Source organism: Rudaea cellulosilytica DSM 22992, assembly GCF_000378125.1.
Lineage (GTDB): Bacteria > Pseudomonadota > Gammaproteobacteria > Xanthomonadales > Rhodanobacteraceae > Rudaea > Rudaea cellulosilytica.
Map to the genome: position 1 here is coordinate 218,531 of NZ_KB899244.1, position 18,940 is coordinate 237,470.

General features: G+C 63.8%; 20 protein-coding genes and 1 tRNA gene. 9 read left to right on the forward strand and 12 right to left on the reverse strand.

Annotated features, from left to right (window positions below):
* The 4 genes from F455_RS0117545 to F455_RS21325 all read left to right on the forward strand — a co-directional run bounded on the left by F455_RS0117545 (window position 1) and on the right by F455_RS21325 (window position 3,178).
* Entirely contained in the window at window positions 1-918 is a 918-nt protein-coding gene (locus F455_RS0117545; protein WP_018974626.1) for a homoserine kinase, read from the forward strand.
* The gene (thrC, locus tag F455_RS0117550) at window positions 915-2,210 is read left to right on the forward strand and encodes a threonine synthase (RefSeq protein ID WP_018974627.1); all 1,296 of its coding nucleotides are present in this window, start codon (window positions 915-917) and stop codon (window positions 2,208-2,210) included. Before F455_RS0117545 ends, thrC begins: the two co-directional genes overlap by 4 nt.
* Window positions 2,211-2,319: 109 nt before the next feature.
* Window positions 2,320-2,395, forward strand: a tRNA-Ala gene (locus tag F455_RS0117555).
* 231 nt (window positions 2,396-2,626) lie between these two features.
* Window positions 2,627-3,178: an opioid growth factor receptor-related protein gene (locus F455_RS21325; RefSeq protein WP_018974628.1), complete on the forward strand. Its 552-nt coding sequence runs from the start codon at window positions 2,627-2,629 to the stop codon at window positions 3,176-3,178.
* A gap of 177 nt (window positions 3,179-3,355) precedes the next feature.
* Here the strand turns inward: F455_RS21325 and F455_RS0117565 are convergent, their stop codons facing one another.
* Window positions 3,356-4,636, reverse strand: a complete 1,281-nt coding sequence (locus tag F455_RS0117565; RefSeq protein WP_018974629.1) for a winged helix-turn-helix domain-containing protein — start codon at window positions 4,634-4,636, stop codon at window positions 3,356-3,358.
* An 89-nt stretch (window positions 4,637-4,725) separates the two neighbouring features.
* On the opposite strand from F455_RS0117565, the gene F455_RS21330 reads away from it, so the two are divergent.
* Entirely contained in the window at window positions 4,726-5,037 is a 312-nt protein-coding gene (locus F455_RS21330) for a hypothetical protein (RefSeq protein WP_018974630.1), read from the forward strand.
* A 57-nt stretch (window positions 5,038-5,094) separates the two neighbouring features.
* Here the strand turns inward: F455_RS21330 and F455_RS22255 are convergent, their stop codons facing one another.
* From F455_RS22255 to F455_RS0117585, 3 genes are all read right to left on the reverse strand, one after another.
* Window positions 5,095-5,466, reverse strand: coding sequence for a hypothetical protein (locus F455_RS22255; RefSeq protein ID WP_018974631.1), 372 nt, complete (start codon window positions 5,464-5,466; stop codon window positions 5,095-5,097).
* An 86-nt stretch (window positions 5,467-5,552) separates the two neighbouring features.
* Window positions 5,553-6,110 carry an NADPH-dependent FMN reductase gene (locus F455_RS0117580; RefSeq protein ID WP_018974632.1) on the reverse strand — a complete coding sequence of 186 codons (558 nt, stop codon included), beginning with the start codon at window positions 6,108-6,110 and terminating at the stop codon, window positions 5,553-5,555.
* A gap of 62 nt (window positions 6,111-6,172) precedes the next feature.
* A complete protein-coding gene (locus F455_RS0117585; protein ID WP_018974633.1) occupies window positions 6,173-6,775 on the reverse strand; it encodes a rhomboid family intramembrane serine protease in 603 nt (200 codons plus the stop codon).
* Between the two features lie 90 nt (window positions 6,776-6,865).
* Here F455_RS0117585 and F455_RS22260 point away from each other — a divergent pair, with 90 nt between their 5' ends.
* The 3 genes from F455_RS22260 to F455_RS0117600 all read left to right on the forward strand — a co-directional run bounded on the left by F455_RS22260 (window position 6,866) and on the right by F455_RS0117600 (window position 9,433).
* Window positions 6,866-7,825, forward strand: a complete 960-nt coding sequence (locus F455_RS22260; protein WP_018974634.1) for a CorA family divalent cation transporter — start codon at window positions 6,866-6,868, stop codon at window positions 7,823-7,825.
* Between the two features lie 80 nt (window positions 7,826-7,905).
* The gene (locus F455_RS0117595) at window positions 7,906-8,880 is read left to right on the forward strand and encodes an MBL fold metallo-hydrolase (RefSeq protein ID WP_018974635.1); all 975 of its coding nucleotides are present in this window, start codon (window positions 7,906-7,908) and stop codon (window positions 8,878-8,880) included.
* Between the two features lie 34 nt (window positions 8,881-8,914).
* Window positions 8,915-9,433 carry a hypothetical protein gene (locus F455_RS0117600; RefSeq protein ID WP_018974636.1) on the forward strand — a complete coding sequence of 173 codons (519 nt, stop codon included), beginning with the start codon at window positions 8,915-8,917 and terminating at the stop codon, window positions 9,431-9,433.
* 46 nt (window positions 9,434-9,479) lie between these two features.
* On the opposite strand, the gene F455_RS0117605 is transcribed toward F455_RS0117600, so the two are convergent.
* The 5 genes from F455_RS0117605 to F455_RS23385 form a co-directional block, all read right to left on the reverse strand.
* Window positions 9,480-9,941 (reverse strand): nuclear transport factor 2 family protein, encoded by a 462-nt coding sequence (locus F455_RS0117605; protein ID WP_169337372.1) that lies wholly within the window; start codon window positions 9,939-9,941, stop codon window positions 9,480-9,482.
* Between the two features lie 149 nt (window positions 9,942-10,090).
* On the reverse strand, window positions 10,091-10,696 hold the full coding sequence (locus tag F455_RS0117610) for a YdeI/OmpD-associated family protein (protein ID WP_018974638.1): 606 nt from the start codon (window positions 10,694-10,696) through the stop codon (window positions 10,091-10,093).
* 74 nt (window positions 10,697-10,770) lie between these two features.
* Window positions 10,771-12,294: a lysine--tRNA ligase gene (gene lysS / locus F455_RS0117615; protein WP_018974639.1), complete on the reverse strand. Its 1,524-nt coding sequence runs from the start codon at window positions 12,292-12,294 to the stop codon at window positions 10,771-10,773.
* Window positions 12,295-12,317: 23 nt separating this feature from the next.
* Window positions 12,318-13,443 (reverse strand): peptide chain release factor 2 gene (gene prfB / locus F455_RS0117620; RefSeq protein ID WP_157579010.1). Its coding sequence is split into 2 segments (ribosomal slippage): window positions 12,318-13,367 and window positions 13,369-13,443, totalling 1,125 coding nucleotides; the frame shifts between segments, so codons are not numbered across the junction.
* Window positions 13,444-13,569: 126 nt separating this feature from the next.
* The gene (locus F455_RS23385) at window positions 13,570-14,667 is read right to left on the reverse strand and encodes a hypothetical protein (RefSeq protein ID WP_018974641.1); all 1,098 of its coding nucleotides are present in this window, start codon (window positions 14,665-14,667) and stop codon (window positions 13,570-13,572) included.
* 96 nt (window positions 14,668-14,763) lie between these two features.
* On the opposite strand from F455_RS23385, the gene F455_RS0117630 reads away from it, so the two are divergent.
* Window positions 14,764-15,708 (forward strand): LysR substrate-binding domain-containing protein, encoded by a 945-nt coding sequence (locus tag F455_RS0117630; RefSeq protein WP_018974642.1) that lies wholly within the window; start codon window positions 14,764-14,766, stop codon window positions 15,706-15,708.
* 24 nt (window positions 15,709-15,732) lie between these two features.
* Here F455_RS0117630 and recJ read toward each other — a convergent pair whose 3' ends face one another.
* Genes recJ through greA form a run of 3 tightly spaced genes read right to left on the reverse strand, consistent with a single transcriptional unit; the run spans window position 15,733 to window position 18,932 of the window.
* Complete coding sequence (recJ, locus tag F455_RS0117635) at window positions 15,733-17,490, reverse strand: single-stranded-DNA-specific exonuclease RecJ (RefSeq protein ID WP_018974643.1); 1,758 nt, start codon at window positions 17,488-17,490, stop codon at window positions 15,733-15,735.
* The gene (locus F455_RS0117640; protein WP_018974644.1) at window positions 17,487-18,422 is read right to left on the reverse strand and encodes a hypothetical protein; all 936 of its coding nucleotides are present in this window, start codon (window positions 18,420-18,422) and stop codon (window positions 17,487-17,489) included. Before F455_RS0117640 ends, recJ begins: the two co-directional genes overlap by 4 nt.
* 30 nt (window positions 18,423-18,452) lie before the next feature.
* Window positions 18,453-18,932, reverse strand: a complete 480-nt coding sequence (gene greA / locus F455_RS0117645; protein WP_018974645.1) for a transcription elongation factor GreA — start codon at window positions 18,930-18,932, stop codon at window positions 18,453-18,455.
* Window positions 18,933-18,940 lie beyond the last annotated feature (8 nt).

The window sequence follows — 18,940 nt, forward strand, 5'->3', positions numbered from 1 at the left end:
ATGGAAGCGACGGCGTTCTCGCCCGCCTCAATCGGCAACCTCGGCATCGGCTTCGACATCCTCGGCCAGAGCTTCGCCGGCGCCGGCGACCGCGCCACGGTGCGTCGTATACAAAGCGGCAAAGTCCAGATTTCCGCCATCCGCAACGCACCGGTTGCGCTGCCGCTCGAAGCCGAAAAAAACACCGCCGGCGCCGCGCTGATCGCACTGCGCGAGGCGCTCAAGTTGCCGTTCGGCTTCGAGGTCGAACTCGACAAGGGTATTCCGTTCGGCTCGGGCATGGGCGGCTCGGCGGCTTCGTGCGTCGCCGCGCTCGTCGCCGCGAACGCACTGCTCGACGCACCACTCAGCGTCGAACAGCTGTATCCGCATGCGCTCGCCGGCGAAGCCGTCGCCAGCGGCGGCCGCCACGGCGACAACATCGGACCGATGCTGCTCGGTGGGGTCGTACTCGCCACGCTCGATCATCTGGTCAGGATTCCGGTGCCGGAAAATTGGCACAGCGTGCTTGTCCATCCCGATGCAGTGCTCGAAACGCGGCGTGCACGCGAAGCGCTCAAGGGCGCGTACGCGATCGGCGACTTCGTTGCACAGAGCGCGAATCTCGCCCTCGTCCTTGCTGGTTGCCAGCGCGGCGACGCCAGCCTCGTGCGCGCCGGACTGAACGACGTGCTCGTCGAACCGCGCCGCGCGCCGCTGATCGAAGGCTTCGCCCGCGTCAAGCAGGCCGCGCTCGATCAGCGCGCGATGGGCGCCAGCATCTCCGGTGCCGGCCCGTCCGTATTCGCTTGGTTCGAGTCACGCGCCGAAGCGGAAGTCGCCGCACCAGCAATGCAGGCCGCCTTCGCCGATGCCGGCATCGCCAGCGAATCCTTCATCTCCCCCGTCAACGGGCCCGCAGCGCACGTCATCGCATGAAATACATCAGCACACGAGGAAACTCCCCCGCACTCGGACTTTCCGCCGCACTCGCCGCGGGACTCGCGCCCGACGGCGGCCTGTACGTGCCGCAATCTCTGCCGAAGCTTGCGCCATCCGACTTCGATGGCTGCAACGACCTGCCCGCCATCGCCACGCGCCTGCTCGCGCCGTTCTTCGTCGACGACGCGCTCGCAGCCGAACTGCCTGCGATCTGCGCGCAGGCATTCACCTTCGACGCGCCGCTGCGCGCGCTGGCCACGCCAGGCGACCACGTACTCGAACTGTTCCACGGACCCACCGCCGCGTTCAAGGATTTCGGCGCGCGCTTCCTCGCCGCCTGCATGCAGCGGCTTCCGCGCGAGACGGACAAGCCGCTGACGATCATCGTCGCGACCTCGGGCGACACCGGCGCGGCGGTCGGCGCAGCCTTCGCGGGACTGCCCGGCTTCAAGGTCGCGATCCTCTATCCCGACGGCCGCGTCTCGCCACGCCAGGCGCACCAATTGGGCGCATTCGGCGGCAATGTGCGCGCCTTGCGCGTCGACGGCGCGTTCGACGACTGTCAGCGTATGGCCAAGCAGGCGCTGAGCGACAACGCGCTGCGTGCGGTCGCGCCGCTCAGTTCCGCCAACAGCATCAGCCTCGGCCGTCTGCTGCCGCAGATGAGCTACTACGCCGATTCCTCGCTGAAGCACTTCCGCGCAAGCGGTTCGCCCCTCAACTTCGTCGTGCCGACCGGCAACCTCGGCAATGCCGTCGCCTGCGTACTCGCGCGCGCCTGCGGTCTGCCGATCGGACGCATCGCACTCGCGACCAACGCCAACCGCGTGCTGCCGGACTTCTTCGCCGGCGCCGACTACACCGCACAGTCGAGCGTCGCAACGATCGCGAACGCGATGGACGTCGGCGCGCCGAGCAACTTCGAGCGACTGGCATGGCTGTATCAGGACGCCGCCACTCTGCGCCGTGAGTTCGTCTCCATGTCGGTCGATGACGCGGCGATCCGCGCAACGATCCGCGAACGCCACAAGCGTTACGGCGAAATCTTCTGCCCGCACACCGCCACGGCGATCCACCTGCTCGAACGACTGCGCGCGCAGGGCACCGAGGGCGACTGGTCCGTAGTCGCCACGGCACATCCGGCCAAATTCGACAGCATCGTCGAGCCGTTGATCGGTGCCACGGTTTCCGTGCCACCCAGCCTCGCTGCCCTGCTCGCACGCCCGGCGCACGCCGATCCGCTGGCGAACGAGTACGCCGCGCTGCGCGCGGTGCTTGTCGGCAACTGACCGGCGCGAACTGCCATCTGGAATTTTCCGCGCCGAATACTTGGCGGAAATGCCGCGGGGCTGTATGATATGCGGCTCGGCGCGAGCCTGCCTCGCGCTGACCCGATTCGGGGTGGTAGCTCAGCTGGGAGAGCGTCGCGTTCGCAATGCGAAGGTCGGGAGTTCGATCCTCCTCCACTCCACCAAATCTTGTTTCAAGACATTCCAAGCAGACCCTAAACCCCGCCGAAAGCGGGGTTTTTCTTTGGCTTCTTGTCCCCGTTGTTCCCGAACGTTCCTCGTCAGCTTGGGATAGCAAGGGGCAACTATCGAGTTGGTGGTTAGCGATCGCAGGAAAAGCCGTTGAGTCGACGTGATAGGCGAGCGGTCTGTTTTGCGCTTGTAGTAGTAATACGGCCAAGACTCGAAGGCTCGTCGTGTCTCACGATTCCAACCAAGTAAGCGCTCGGATCTTCGCGTTCTATCTGCACGACCAGCCCGACGACCGCGGTCGGCGGCTAGCCGATGTCCTCGCGCGTGGCGACGATTGGCTCGAGCGCACACAAGGGTATATGCAATGGCTTTTCCCGCTTCCCGAGCCGAGCGGATCGAACCCGCATGCGCCGCTACTCGACAGCGACACGATCGCCGCGTTCAGAGCGAACGACGTGATACGCGATCGACTGCGCAGCGCGTATTTGCGCATGCTGTGCTTCTACGGCTTGCGCGAACGCACATGGCACGTTGAGAAGGGCGAGAACTGGGACGACCGCAAAGCCAAATGGGCGACAGCACCAACGCACAATAACTTGCGCATCTCACACATCCTACGAAGCATGTGCTTGCTTGGACTCCGCTCCGAGGCCGAGGCGTTCAAAGGCTGCCTGATACGGCTCGCACGATTGGACCCGGACTGCAACTTTGGCGAGCAAGCGCTCGCCTATTGGTGCGGAGCGACGGCGGATGCAGACCCAGGAAGAGAGAACTGAGGACAAGTCAGGCTGGCAATCAAACAGCATTCCTAACGATCGAAGTGCTTTCGGCCATCGGAGTCGTGCCGTCCAGATCGAGCTGATGCAGATACTTCAGGTCGGTCGTCGAGTGGCGGTGAGGTAGACACCGAATTCAGTAGCCGCTCGCGTGAAATAGTGCGACGCGACTCGCAACTACTGCCTCAATGCGGCACGCAGCATCGTCGCAAATGCCGCCGGCTTGCTCTTCCGAATCGTCACCCGTGGTGTCTGGTGCCAATTCGCCGCGCGCTGGATGGCCGCGGCGACATCGGCAAGCAGCACCGCATCAGGCTCGACTTCGGGTTCGAGAAAGATCGCCTTGACCTCGAACTCGCCGCTGGCACGGTGTGCCTTCGCATCGAGCCGGCCGATCAGGCGTCCGCGATGCAGAATCGGCAGCACGAAATAACCGTAGCGCCGTTTGTGGCCCGGCACGTAGCATTCGATCGTGTAGTCGAAGCCGAACATCGCGCTCGCGCGCTCGCGATGCCAGACCACCGGATCGAACGGCGACAGCAGCGCGGTATGCGTCGCGCGCAGCGCGCCACGCGCGGCACGCGCGAGCAGCAGCGCATGGTCGCGATGCACGTAACCCGGATTCTCCCAACCGCGCACCTCGACACGGATCAGCTCGCCCGATTCGACATGCGGTTCCAACGCTGCATCCTTGAATTTCTTGTACAGACGGAAATAGTCGTCGATCCAGCGCGCCTGGGTGATGCCAAGCGCACGCACCGCGCCGACCAGGAACTCGCGGCGGATGTCCGCTTCGTCGAGCCGCGTATCAGCATCGATGGATGGCGCTTTACTCGGGCCATTCGCTACGCGAATGTTCGCGCGCGCTCGGGCGCGCGCAGTGGCCAGCACGCGCTCGCTGAGGTCGTAGACGCGCTGGAAATTCTCGCGCCGCGCGATCATCAGCTCGCCCAGGACGAAACCGGCTTCGAGCCAACGCTTCTCGTTCGATCGGTTCCACCAGCCGCCAACGCCTTTGATCTGGCGCTCAAAGTCGGACGACTTTACCGCGCCGTTCGCGCGCACATGTTCGATCAGCGCCGCGACCTCGGCGCGGTGCTCGCGCTGCATGCGCGCAGCGCTCTTGTGCGCCCAATGTCCCGCGCGGATCGGCGACGGATGCCGATGCAGGCCCAAGTCACCGATCGGCGCGAAACAGGCCTCGTGCGCCCAGCATTCAAAGATGTCGGCGTGCGCCAGCGCTTCGTCCAGCCAGCGCGGCTCGTAGTCGCCGAGGCGCGAGAACAAAACCAGGTAGGGGCTGCGCGCAACGACGTGGATCGTGTCTATCTGCAGCAGGCGCATGCGTTCGATCGCGGCGCGCACGGCCTTGCGTGTGGCCCGCGCGCGCGCAGGCACGAGCAGACCCTGGGCCGCCAGATGCAGGTTGCGTGCCTGCTGCAGGCTCAATTTCAGCATTCTGCAGTTATCCGGCAGTCATCCAATACAGAACTCCGTGCGTTCATTCAGGTCGAACTTGCTTGCCAATTCCCGCCTGGAGAATGTCTATGAATGCCGTCTCATGTGCTGCGATCACCGTCTCCCTCCTTTTTGCTGCCGCGACACCGTGCTTGGCGCAGGACACGGTACGGCATCTCGCCGATGCACAGGGCCATGAGGTCATTGTGCGCACCGGCATGCCCGCCCCCGATCGCTACGGCCCCAAGCCGACATTTGCCGAACTGGACCGCAACCACGACGGCTCGGTCAGTCGCGAGGAAGCCGAGGCATTTCCACCGCTTGCCAACGATTTCGATTTCGTCGCGCAGAACGGCGAGCGCATTTCGCCGCGCCAGTACGCGCAGTGGGATTATCGCTGATCGCCTCGTAACCCCCAAAAAAAACCCCGGCCTTTCGCCGGGGTTTTTTATAAAGAATCAGTGATGGCCATGGTGACCAATCGGCCCGGCGTGCCCACTACCGCCACGCCCGCCCCAATAGCCGCCGTGGCCGCCGCGCCAAGGACCGCTGTAGCGGTGGCCACCCCAATATCCGCCATAGAAGCCGAGGCTGAGCGACGGCCCGTAGCCATACCACCCCGGACCGTACCAGTAGGGATCGTAGTAGCCGTAATAAGCCGGCGCCGGCGCGTAGTAGCCGACGTCGCTGTCATCGTAGTCGACGACGGCGTTGCCGTTGCGCCCGTCGTAGACGACACCGGTGCGCACCGGATAATAAACGCAGCCGCCCAAGCCGAGGCCGGCTGTGGCAAGCAAGGCAATGACCGTGGATTTGACGACCGCATTCATGACGCACTCCGCCGCGTGGGATACGTGGAAAATATACGCCTGACGGGCTAAATCAAGTCTGAGCGGCGGCGTTCACGAAACTTCACTCAGCTGCCAGCAATCTTGTCGACCCAGGCGGCGAACGCGTGCATGAACTTGCGCAGGAATTCCTGCGTCGTCGGCACGAGCGAGCCATCAGGCTGGACGAGCTTGTCGAAGCCACTCAGATAGACCTCCGGCTGCTGCATCAGCGGCACGTCGAGGAAGACCATCGACTGACGCAGGGCGTGGTTCGCGCCGAAGCCGCCGATGTTGCCGATCGAACCGCTCACGATCGCGCCGGGCTTGCCGGCCCAGACGCTTTTGCCGTACGGACGCGAGCCCACGTCGATCGCGTTCTTGAGCGCACCTGGCACGGACCGGTTGAATTCCGGTGTGACGAACAGCAATCCCTGCGCGGCGCGCACCTGATCGCGGAACCGCTGCCACGACGGCGGGGGCGCCTCCGTCTCGAGATCGAGGTTGTACAGCGGCAGGTCGCCGATCTCGACGATTGCGGGCTTGAGCGATGACGGCGCGAGTGCGATCAGGTTCTCTGCGATCTTGCGGCTGATCGATTCCTTGCGCAGGCTACCGACGATAACGGCGATATTCTTCGTGCCCATGCGAAAACTCCTGTCTGTGTGGTGGATTCAAACGCAAACGTCTTGCCGCTCGGTACCCGTCCTCAGAATCGCGGGTTGGTGAGCTGCTGCAGAAACGCCGAGAACACGCGCGGCTCGGCCAGCAAGGTGAAGGCGACGCCGTAGGCACCGCCCCACAGATGCGCGCTGTGGTTGACGTTGTCGCGTCCCTGGCGCTCCATATAGATCGAATATGCCACGTACGCCACCGCATAGAGAATCGCCGGCATCGGCACGAACCAGACGTATATCCGCGACCACGGGCTGAGCAGGATGAAGGCAAACAGCACGGCTGACACGCCGCCAGACGCACCGAGACTGCGGTAGGCGGGATTGTCCTTGTTCGCGAAATAGCTCGGCAGGATCGCCACCACCACCGCGCCCGCATAGAACAGGGCAAAACCGAACGGCCCCAGTACCTGCTCGTAGAATCCCTCCAGCAGCCTGCCGAAGAAGTACAACGTGATCATGTTGAACAACAGATGCGCGCCATCCGCATGGATCAGCGCATGGCTGAGAAAGCGGTAGTACTGGCCGCGCTTGACCGCGGGTGGCCAGAAGATCAGCTTGTCGATCAACTGCGCGTTGTTAAAGCCGAGGAAGGAAATGAGGCAGGTGACAGCAATGATTGAAATGGTCGTGAGCATTTGAATCCTGGAATTTAGGGCGCCCTTTGGAAGTTCCTGACATATGCCGGGTTATGCTTGCGCCTGTAGCGCAATGGTAGAGGAAAAACCATGCTGACGATCCACGCCGCGCATCCGGCCGCGTGCAGCGTATGGAAATCTGGCACGGCCGCGCCCAGCGGCACACCGGTCTGGCTCGATCTGCTCGATCCGGATGCCGCCGAGCGCGCCGAAGCCGAACGCGTGCTCGGCGCGAAACTGCCGCAACGCGATCAGATCAGCGCGATCGAACTCTCAAGCCGCCTGCATGCGGACAACGAGATACTGCGCCTCAATATCCCCGCCTTCGTGCGCGCCGAATCGGGCAAGGGTGCGATGACGCCACTCGGTTTCGTGCTGACGCCGAAGCTGCTCGTCTCGATCCGCTACGCCGAGTCGCTCGCCTTCGCGCACACGAGCAAGCTCGCGACTGCTGCCGATGCGCCGAACGGCAGCGTCGAGACCTTCATCGCGTTGATCGAGGCAATCGTCAACATCGCCGCCGATCGCATGGAAGAAACCAGCGGCGAGTTGTCGAAACTGTCGCGCGCGGTGTTTTCCGACGAGCGCGGCCAGCGTGGCCTGCTGCGCGGCGCGCTGTTCAAGGTCGGCGCGATGCAGCGCCAGATCGTGCAGCTGCGCGCGGCCATGCTCGGCGTGTCGCGCGTGATCGCCTATCTCTGCGAAACCGCGCCGACCTGGATCGACAAGAAGCATCTGCAGCGGCTGAAGACGATGCAGACCGACATTGCCTCGCTCAACGAATTCGACCAGCAACTGTCCGACCGCCTGCAGTTCCTGCTCGATGCCGTGCTCGGCTTCATCAACAACAACCAGAACGACATCATGAAGGTGCTCACTATCGTCTCGGTCGTGACGATCGGGCCGATGACATTCGCCGGCATCTGGGGCATGAACTTCAAGTCGATCGCCGAATACGACTGGCCGCACGGCTACGCAATGGCGTTGACGGTCATGGCGATAAGCGTGATCGTGCCGCTCGCGATATTCAAATGGAAAAAGTGGTTCTGATCGGCAGCGCATGACTTCCGGCAGTATCTTGCCGTGCAGCGCGCGCCTAGCCTGATGCAATCGCATCGGGGAGGAGCGCGATGAAGACCCTGCTGTTCGCCTGCGCGGCCGTGCTTGCTGCCACGCAGTCCTGGGCCGCCGAAACGACAACCGTCGCTCCTGGCGTGGATCTGATTCCCGGCACCTTCGTTCCCGGCCGCCAGCCCGACGGCAACAGTTTGGTTTTTCGCACCGCAGATGGCCTTGTCGTGTTCGACAGCGGACGCCATGCCGAGCACACCCAGCGCATCCTCGATTTCGCGAAAGGCGCGAAGTTGCCGATCAAAGCCGTGGTCAACAGCCACTGGCATCTCGACCATATCGGCGGCAATCTGCGCATCCGCGCGGCGTATCCCGATGTCCGCGTCTACGCGAGCATCGCGATCGACGGCGCGATGGGCGGTTTCCTCGCCGACTACCGCAAGCAATTGGTCGACGCGATCGCGCAGACCAAGGACGAAAAGACCGTGCAGTCGTACCGCGATGAGGTCGCGCTCATCGATGCGGGTCGCGCGCTGTATCCGGACGAGGTCATAGCCAAGTCGGGCACGCGCCGCATCGCTGGACATCGTTTCGACGTGCGCCTGCAGGCACGCGCGGTGACCGCGGGCGATGTATGGATCTACGATCCGACCACGCGCACGCTCGCCGCCGGCGACCTCGTCACCCTGCCCGTTCCACTGTTCGACACTGCCTGCCCTGCGCGCTGGCAATCGGCGCTGGCCGAGCTCGAACGCGTGCCGTTCGATACTCTGGTGCCGGGACACGGCGCACCGATGCAGCGCGCGCAATTCGCGACCTACCGCCGCGCTTATGCGAATCTTCTCGATTGCGCGGCATCGAGCAAGGACAAGAACGCCTGCATCGACGGCTGGCTCACCGACGCCAAGCCGCTGCTGGCCGATGCCGATTCGAGCTTTGTGCGTACACTGGCCGGCTACTACATCGACAATTCACTGCGCGCGCCGAAGGCGAAAATCGACCGGCTCTGCGATGCGGACATGAAACAGCACTGACCTGATTCGCTGCCGACAACCCGAGGAGACGTCCATGCATCGTCTGTTGCTCGTCGCCGCTCTCATCGCCGCTTCCACGGCCATTGCTGCGCCACCACCCGCAGGCTGCCCTGCAAGTGCAAGCGAATACCATCAGTTCGATTTCTGGATCGGCAAATGGGAGGTGCGCGACCCCAGCGGCAAGGCCGTGCTCGGCCACAGCCGCATCGAAGCAGTCAGCGACGGCTGCGGCATCAGCGAGCACTGGGCCGGCGCCAAGGGCAGCAATGGCGTCAGCTACAACGCCTGGGACGCTGACTCGAAACGCTGGCAGCAGTTCTGGATCGGCAACCAGCCGAACGGCGTGCTGCAACTCGAAGGTGGCATCGAGCAAGGCAGCATGGTGCTCAGCGGTTCGAAGACTAACGTGCAGACCGGCAAGCCGCAGCGCCAGCGCATCACCTGGACACCGAACCACGACGGCAACGTGCGCCAGCTCTGGGAGTCATCGGACGACGACGGCAAAACCTGGACGACCGCATTCGACGGCATCTATCACAAACAAACTAATTGATCGCGTCGGGCGGGCCGTCGCACGCCTTGCCGTACACCTCGACCGCTCAGTTCGGCTTTGCTACCGCGCCGAGTCGCGAAGCATGGCTGGAAACGATCTTCCATTCGCCGCCACGCTTGATCCAGGTGTCGGTGAACTGGAAATCGCCGGTGAAGCTCTTGCCGCCCGACTCGCCCTTGAGCGAGGTGATGCCGTTGACGATCGCGGCATCGCCGTAGAAACGAATCTTTTGATCGTGGTTGCGGAACTCGCTGTAGCGCGGGTCTTGCTTCGTCGCCTCGGCGATGTCGCCGTCGCGCCCGCTCACGCCGCCACGCGAATCGGTCAATGTGTAGCGCTCATCCTCGATGCGCGCGATGGTCTTCGCGTCCGCGCTGCGGAAAGCCTCGCACAGCGCGGCTTCAGCGCGGCGCAACCCGGCCTCATCCGCGGCCTCCTGCGCGTGCAGCGTGGATTGAACGGCGACCGCACACAACAGCATCCACGTACAAATCAACGTCGATTTCATCGTTCGGTCTCCGATTGAACCCATGCGATGAAAACAAACATGCGGATTCCGAACAAGGGCCGTTCGTACTCGCAACGACAGAGCCAAGCGTTGCAATTGTTGCGCGGACTCTCGATATGTTCAGCCAGCGACCGGCGCCGGCATGCAGCTCAGCACTGCTGGTATTTCCAATTGCGCTGTTTGCCTTCGGCCATCCATGTGACCGCCTGCGCGACGCGGCTCGCCCGCGTTTCCGCGCGCTTGGCCTCGCTGATCCATTCAACGTATTCGCGCTTGCAGCTTGGGCTGAAGGCTTCGTACGTCACCGCCGCCTTCTTGTTTTTCTTCAACGCTGCGGCGAGGTCATCGGGGGTTGCAGGCGCCGGCTTCGGCGCCTTGCGCGGTTTGGGTGGCGCGGCCGCGCGCTCGTCGGAAAGCTTCATCGCCTGTTTCAAGTATCCGACCAGCGTCTTCTTCGACGGCAGGTCGTTGAGCGAGGCAATGCGGCCGAACTGACCCATCGCGTCATCGCGCTTGTCCTCGTTGCCGACCAGGCCGCGGCCGCCCCAGAATCCGAATGCGCAATGCTGCTTGAACGCGGCGATGCCGCACAGGATACGGCCGTGGTAAAGGAATGACGGCATGCCCCACTTGATCGCCTCTTCGACCTCGGGGCAGCCCTCATGGATCACCGCGCGCAGGTATTCGAGGATCGGCCGGGCAAAGTCGGCCGACTTGGCGATGTAGGCATCGACTCTCGAATCGTGTTTGCCCATGCATCTACTCCTGCACTCGTCCCTGATCACGAGATCAAGAAGCGTCCATCCATGGCCGCACTTTTCAACAAATCCTATGCTTCGGGGCGCATGTATGGAAACAGCAGTACATCGCGAATCGAGGGGACGTCGGCGAGCAGCATGACCAGGCGGTCGATGCCGACGCCGAGGCCGCCGGTCGGCGGCAGGCCGACCTCGAGCGCGCGGATGTAGTCGGCATCGAAATGCATCGCCTCGTCGTCGCCGGAGTCCTTGGCTTCGACCTGCGCCTTGAAGCGCGCAGCCTGGTCTTCCGGATCGTTCAATTCCGAAAAACCATTTGCGATTTCCTTGCCGCCGATGAACAGTTCGAAGCGGTCGGTGACTTCGGGGTCGTGGTCATTCGCGCGCGCGAGCGGCGAGACTTCGGTCGGATGCGTGGTGATGAAGGTCGGTTGGATCAGCGTCTGCTCGACCGTCTTCTCGAAGATTTCGAGCACGATCTTGCCCCAGCCATAGCCGGACTTCACATGTACACCGAGCGCCTGCGCATGCGCCGCGATCTTGGCGCGATCGCGCAGGTCCGCGCGTGCGATCTGCGGGTTGTGTTCGAGCACGGCGTCTTCCATCTTCCAGCGGCGGAACGCGGGGCCGACATCGATCTCGCGCTCTTCCCAGGTCAGCGCAGTCCTGCCGACCACGTCGCGCGCCGCGGTGCGGATCATTTCCTCTGTGATGTCCATGATCTCGTTGTACGTGGCGTAGGCCTGGTACAGCTCGAGCATGGTGAACTCGGGATTGTGCCGCGTCGACACGCCCTCGTTGCGGAAATTGCGGTTGATTTCGTAGACGCGCTCGAAGCCGCCGACGGTGAGACGCTTGAGGTACAACTCCGGCGCGACGCGCAGGTAGAGGTCGAGATCGAGCGCATTGTGGTGCGTGACGAACGGCCGCGCGGTCGCACCGCCGGGGATCACATGCATCATCGGCGTTTCGACTTCGAGGAAGCGCTTCGCGTCGAGAAAGTTGCGCAGATGGCGCACAATTTTGGAGCGCAGCTCGAACACGCGCCGCGATTCGGGCGTGACGATCAGGTCGACATAGCGCTGGCGATAGCGTTGTTCGACGTCGGCCATGCCATGCCACTTGTCCGGCAGCGGGCGCAGCGACTTGGTCAGCAGGCGCAGCTTGTCCACCTTGACCGAAAGCTCGCCGGTCTTGGTGCGCATCAGCGCGCCCTCGGCGCCGACGATGTCGCCGATGTCCCAAGTCTTGAACGGCTTGTACGTTTCCTCGCCGACCGTGTTGATCTGCACGAACAACTGGATGCGACCGGTCATGTCCTGGATGTGCACGAACGCGAGCTTGCCGGTGTCGCGCTTGCTCATCATGCGGCCGGACACCTTCACACGGCGCGCCGCGGCCTCGACTTCTTCGGCCGTCTTTCCATCGAACTCGGTGACCAGATCGCCCGCAAACGCATCCGGCGCGAAGTCGTTCGGAAATGCGATGCCTTGCGCGCGCAGCGCACGCAGCTTCTCGCGGCGCTCGGCGATCAGCTTGTTTTCGTCCTGCGGAGTCGCAGTCGTTGTCGTCGCTTGTGGTTCGTTGCCACTCATCGGATTCGTTCCAAAAACAAAACTTAAGCGTCGGTGCGCTTCGCGCCAGCTTCGAGACCGGCCTTCAAACTGCCCTCGATGAACTCGTCGATATCGCCGTCGAGCACTTTCTGCGTATCGCTGCGCTCGATGCCGGTGCGCAGGTCCTTGATCCGCGACTGGTCGAGCACGTAGTTGCGGATTTGGCTGCCCCAGCCGATATCCGACTTCGTCGCCTCGACCTTGTCTTTCTCAGCGTTGCGCTTCTGCACCTCGAGTTCGTACAGCTTCGCTTTGAGCATCTTCATCGCACGATCGCGGTTCGCATGCTGCGAGCGCTCGGTTTGACAGGCGACGACGACGCCCGTCGGCACATGCGTGATGCGCACGGCCGATTCGGTCTTGTTGACGTGCTGGCCGCCGGCGCCCGAAGAACGATACACGTCGGTCCTCAGGTCAGCCGGGTTGATGTCGATGTCAATGTCGTCGTCGACTTCGGGTGAGACGAACACCGAAGTGAAGCTCGTATGCCGGCGGTTGTCCGAATCGAACGGCGACTTGCGCACGAGCCGGTGCACGCCGATCTCGGTCTTGAGCCAGCCGTAGGCGTACTCGCCCTCGACCCGGAACGTCGCGCTCTTGATGCCGGCGACTTCGCCCGCAGAGGCTTCCATCAACTCGGCCTTCCAGCCCTTGTTCTCGGCCCAGCGCAAATACATGCGCAGCAGCATTTCGGCCCAGTCCTGCGCCTCGGTGCCGCCGGCGCCGGCCTGGATGTCGACGAAGGCATTGTGCGAATCCATCTTGCCCGAGAACATGCGCTGGAATTCGAGCGTCTCGACATGTCGGGACAGTTTGTCGACGTCGTCGGATACCGCCTGCGCGGTACCTTCGTCGTTTTCGGCATCGGCCAGTTGCAGCAGCTCGTCGGCGCCGCCAAGGCTCTCGGTCAGCTCGCGGATGCCGGTCACGATTTTGTCGAGCGATGCGCGCTCCTTGCCGAGATTCTGCGCGCGTTGCGGATCGTCCCAGATGTTGGGATTTTCGAGTTCGCGGCTTACCTCTTCGAGACGTTCGGCTTTCGTCTCGTAGTCAAAGATACCCCCTAAGCGAGGCGACACGCGCCCGCAGGTCCGCAATGCGGGCGTGGATGGGGTTGGTTTCGATCATGATGCAACACGAGTGAAAAGTCGGTCGCGAAGGATAGCAGGTGGCGCAGGTCAACGAGTAGACCGCAAAGCCGTCGACGGCTCCCGGCCCGGCTGTGCCTTTCCGACTTCTTCAGCGAGCGACGGCTCACCTAGCCCGTGCGAAGTCGCTGATCCAGTTCGTCTCCCAGGTCTTGCCACCGTCGGCCGAGCAAGCCTGTTCCCAGCGCGACGAGTTCGCGGTGATGCGCGACCAGATGACGCGGGTCTTGATCGGACGTCCGTCGAGCTCATCGTCGGCGAGCAGTGTACCCACGCCGTCGACGAAGGCGCCGCGCTGTGGCGAAGTGAATTGCGTCGGGTTGCGGCCGTCGAGCCACCAGCTCGACCATTGCTTCGACTTGGGATCGAAGGTGCGCATACCGATGCCGCGGATCGTGCCGCTGGGGGCATTCATCACGTTGTCGCCGACATTGCCGTGGCCGCCGAGGACCGGCCAGTTCACGAGGGTACCGTCGAACTCGTCCCAGTCGTTGCTGCCGGCCAGCCGCTGCCGCAGCTTGCGATGCTGCACCTTCCAGCTACCGACCAGAAACGAGAAATCCTTGGGCGCGTCGGGCAGCAGCGCAACCGGGCTCGGCTTGGGCGACGTGCGCGTGAACCAGTTGCGCCAGTTGATCTCCCAGGTTTTGCCGTCATCCGCGGAGAACGCCTGCTCCCACCACGGCCGCTTGCCGTGCAGGTCCTGCCATTTGAAGCGCATGATGATGGGGCGCCCCTTGAAGTCGGCTTTGCCGAGGAACGTGCCAAGGCCGTTCTCGAAGCGGCCGCGCACCGGCACGTCGATGACTGCGGGTTCGCGTCCGTCGACCCACCAGATCGCCCATAGATCCGTTGCCGGGTCGTACGCGCGCACGGTCAAGCCGCGGTATGTTCCTCCGGGCAACTCCACAATGTTGTCGTCGATGTTGCCCAGTCCACCCAAGGCGAGCCACAGCGAGCTTTTGCCGGCGAATTCTTCCCAATGCGTGTCGCCGACGAGGCGTTCCTTCAACCGGCGATGAAAGACGTCCCAACTTCCGACGAGCCAGTCCCAGTCGTGCGCGCGCAGGGCGAGATCCGGACCTGCAGCCACATTCGCGCCGGTTGGCGCCGACAGTGCACGCAATGAAGGCCAACCCGTGGCAACCACACCACCCGAGCAAGCCAGGAGGGTCAGGAACTCGCGACGCGTCTGCACAACCATGGAAATCCTCGTTTGCACCGAGCTGGTCGGCATAGCGTGCCCGCGGGTGCGCATGGTTGACAACGCAGAAATCCGGCTACAGGCTAAGGCAGACTTATGCTAAATCCCCGCCGCCTTCCCTCGCTGGCTTCGATCCGCGCTTTCGAGGCGGCGGCACGCCATGGCAGCTTCGCCAAGGCGGCGCAGGAGCTGGACACCACGGCCGCTTCGGTGAGCTATCACGTACGCTGCCTCGAACGAGAAACCGGCGTTCGCTTGTTCGTGCGCTTCGCCCAACATGTGGAGTTGACCCAACCCGGTGCGCTGGTCGCACGCGAAGCGACAACGGCATTCGATTCTCTACGCGCAAGCTTCCTGCACGCGGCTAACGCCGAAGAGACGCGCCTGTCGCTCACGACCCTGCCCAGCCTGGGCACGAGCTGGCTGACACCGAAGCTCGGACGCTTCCGCGCGAAACACGCGGACATCGCGTTGGAAATCGACCTCTCCGCCGATGCCCAGGATCTGAGCGGCGGTCGCTATGACGCAGCGATCCGCAATGGCCATGGCGGTTGGCCGGGCCTGCGTACGCACGAACTGTTCCCGAGCGTCTTCATGCCGCTGTGCTCGCCCGCGTTGAAGGAGGCGGCCAAGGCGCTCGAAGATCCGCAGCGGGCGCTCGAGGTGCCCTTGCTGGGACGTCCGGACTGGTGGGCCTTGTGGTATCGCGCGCGCGGCCGCGCAGACCTGCCCGCTTCCAGCCACTTCGGTCCGTTGCTTTCCGCGGAATACCTCGACATCGCAGCCGCCGTGGCCGGGCAAGGCATCGCGATCGGGTCGCCGATCCTGTTCCGCACCGAAATCGACGCGGGCCGTCTCATCCCCGCACACGATTTGGTCGTCGGTACCGGCCGCATATTCTGGTTTGCCTATCCGATCGCACGCGAGCAAAGCCGCAAGATCGGCGCGTTTCGCGACTGGCTCGCGGACGAGGCGTCGCGCGATCGGCATGCCGCGCACATGTTCCTGCGCAAGCTCAAGACTGTCGAATCCGCCCCCTGAGGCGGTGCCGTTCCTTCGATCCGTTTAGACGGCTTTTTCGACGTGCCGCAGCAGCAATTGCAGGCGGCGTGTGCCGTTCCATTCGTTGACCTCGAGCGCGTAGGCGGTGCGCAGGCGCGATGGCGGCGGTGTACCGTCGTAGCCGCCGAACCACATCGCCTCGACCGGCGCGGCGAGGCCATCGCGCAGCAGGCGCAGGCGCAGATGCGTTTCGCCGACGACGCGCCAATCGACGAGTACGAACTCACCATCGAACAGCGGCTCGGGAAACGCCTGCCCCCATGGCCCCGCATAGCGAAGCTGTTCGGCCAGATCGAGGGTGAGATCGTCCGCGCCGAGTTCGCCGTCGGTCAGCAGTACCGAATCGAGCTGCTCCGGGGCGATGCGCTCGCGCGCGACCATGTCGAACAATTCGCCGAAGCGGACAATGTTCGCGCGATCCAGGCTCAGTCCGGCCGCCATCGCGTGGCCACCGTAGCGCTGCAGCAAACCCGGCGCGCGCGCATCGATCTCGGCCAAGGCATCGCGCAAGTGGAATCCGTCGATCGAACGGCCGGAGGCCTTCACTTCATCGCTGCCTTCGCCGGCCGGCGCACAAGCGATCACCGGGCGGCTGAACCGCTCCTTGAGCTTCGAAGCAACCAGGCCGACGACGCCGTGATGCCAATCCGGCTCGTGCAAGACCATGCCGACCGGCAGGGACTGCGGGCCACGTTGTGCGAGCCATTGTTCTACTGCAGCTTCCGCTTGCTCGACCATGCCGGCCTGCAAATCGCGGCGTTCGTGGTTGATTGCCGACAGCATGTCAGCCAGTCTGCGTGCTTGCGCCGGGTCATCAGTCAGCAGACACTCGATTCCGAGGCGGATATCTTCGAGACGACCAGCCGCATTGATGCGCGGACCGACGACGAAGCCGAGATCGCTCGCCACCACACGCGCGGGATCACGCTTGCCGCTCGCCATCAGTGCGGCGATCCCGGCGCAGCCACGGCCGGCGCGAATGCGCTTCAAGCCGGCCTCGACGAGGATGCGGTTGTTGCGATCGAGCGGCACGAGGTCGGCGACGGTGCCGAGCGCGACCAGATCGAGCAGGGTCGACAGATCGGGTTCGGGCAAGTGACGTTCGGCAAAAAGACCTTGCGCACGCAGATGCCCACGCAGGGCAATCAGCAGGTAAAACATCACGCCGACGCCGGCCAGCGCCTTGCTCGGAAACGCATCACCGTCGAGATTCGGATTCACGATCGCATCGGCTTCGGGCAGAGTCTCACCCGGCAAGTGATGGTCGGTCACAATCACCCGCAAACCTTGTGCCTTCGCGGCCGCCACGCCCGCATGCGCGGCGACACCGTTGTCCACGGTGATCAACAATCCGTGACCGACGAGCCGCGGATTGCGCGCGATGAGTTCGTCGACTAGCGCAGCGCTCAAACCGTAGCCATGGGTGAAGCGATTCGGTACGCCGTATTCGACGCGCGTCGCGCCGAGCATGCGCAGGCCACGCATGGCTACGGCGGTTCCGGTCGCGCCATCGGCGTCGAAATCGCCAACGATCACGATGGGAGCATCCGCGCGCAGCGCGGCCTCGATCAGTTCGCAAGCATGCGTCGCGCCGCCGAGCTGTGTCGGCGCCAGCAGTGCAGCGAGGCGATGCTCGATTTCATTCGGCGAGATGATGCCGCGCGCAGCGAAAATCCGAGCCAGAACCGGGTGCGGCGACGACGGCCAATCACCAGGCGTGGCGGGCACAGTGCGGCGTTGGATGCGCGGCCGCGCGATCACGCCGTTGCCTTCGCGCGCCGCCAGAAACGCCAGCGATGGGCGGGTTTGACGACGTAACGCTCACCGCTTTCGAACAGCAGATCGAGTTGCGCGATTTGCCCGCGCTGCAAAGCGTCGGCCATCGGCCTGAGCCAATCGCGATCGAGCGCGGCGACGTCACGCTGATCGGCGAGATCGACGAGTATCGATTGCTTCTGTCCTGCGTCCCACGGAAAGGGGGTTTCCTGTTGCCGCGGGAAAAACAGTACTCCGCCCAGCTTGGCCAACGATACGACGACTTCGTCATCGCTGACGATGCGATCGAATCCGCAGTGCGCTCGTTGTGGCAATACGCCCGCCCCCCAGAACCACAGGCTGTTCACCGACGGCAACCCGCGTCGCGCGCGTTGCGCGTTGACCGGATGTTGGGTCAAGGTAATCTGCGCTTCATTGAGCAGGCTGCGCCAGCGACGCGCGTCGTCGCCTTCGGGCAAATGGTTGGCGAGGTCGTCGCCGAGCGCCTCTTCGGGCGCAGAAAACTTCGGCAGCTTCGCGCCGCGCTCGCAGCGCAGATACCAGCGTTCGGCATGCGGTGCGTCGAACACGAATCCGGCATCGCCGAACAACGGCTTCAACGTCTGCGCAAACGCTTCGGTCTCGTCAGCCGACAAACCCACGTTTCCGCAAGCAAGCAGGCGCAACGTCACGGCATCTGCCATCACGTACGCCGGGTCCGCACGCAACCACCGCGCTTCGCCGGCATCGTCCGCATCGATGCTGCGAGTCAGTGCCGCGGTCGGCAACTCGGCAGCATCAATCTCGAAACATTCGCGCAGCGCCGCCTCGCGCCCGTGCGCCGCATCGGCCCGGCGATCGCCGCGCGCGAGCCAATGCGCGACGGTCGTCGTAGCTTGCAGATGTCTGCGTGCAGGCAGCAGCAGGCTCAGTCGCATGGGAAACGCCGGGCCGCGCGGTCGTGTTGCTCAGATCTCGTAGCGCACGGCCACGATCTCGTAGCTCTTCACGCCGTTCGGCGCCTGAAACTCGAAGCTGTCACCTTCGTTCTTGCCGATCAACGCGCGCGCGAGCGGTGAGTTCACCGCGATCAGGCTCTGCTTGATGTCGGCCTCGAGATCGCCAACGATCTGATAGGTCACTTCACTCCCGCTCGCTTCGTCGACGAGATCGACCGTCGCACCGAACACGATCCTGCCGTTCGGATTGAGGCGGGAAGTATCGATCACTTCCGCGTAGCTCAGCGCCGCCTCGAGTTCCTGGATTCGGCCCTCGATGAAACCCTGCAGCTCGCGTGCGGCATGGTATTCGGCATTCTCCTTCAAGTCGCCGTGCGCGCGCGCCTCGGCGATCGCGGCGATGATGCGCGGGCGCTCGCTGGATTTGAGGCGTTCGAGTTCGCCGCGCAGGCGCTCGGCGCCCTTGGCGGTCAGCGGCGCACGCTTCATTCTTTCGT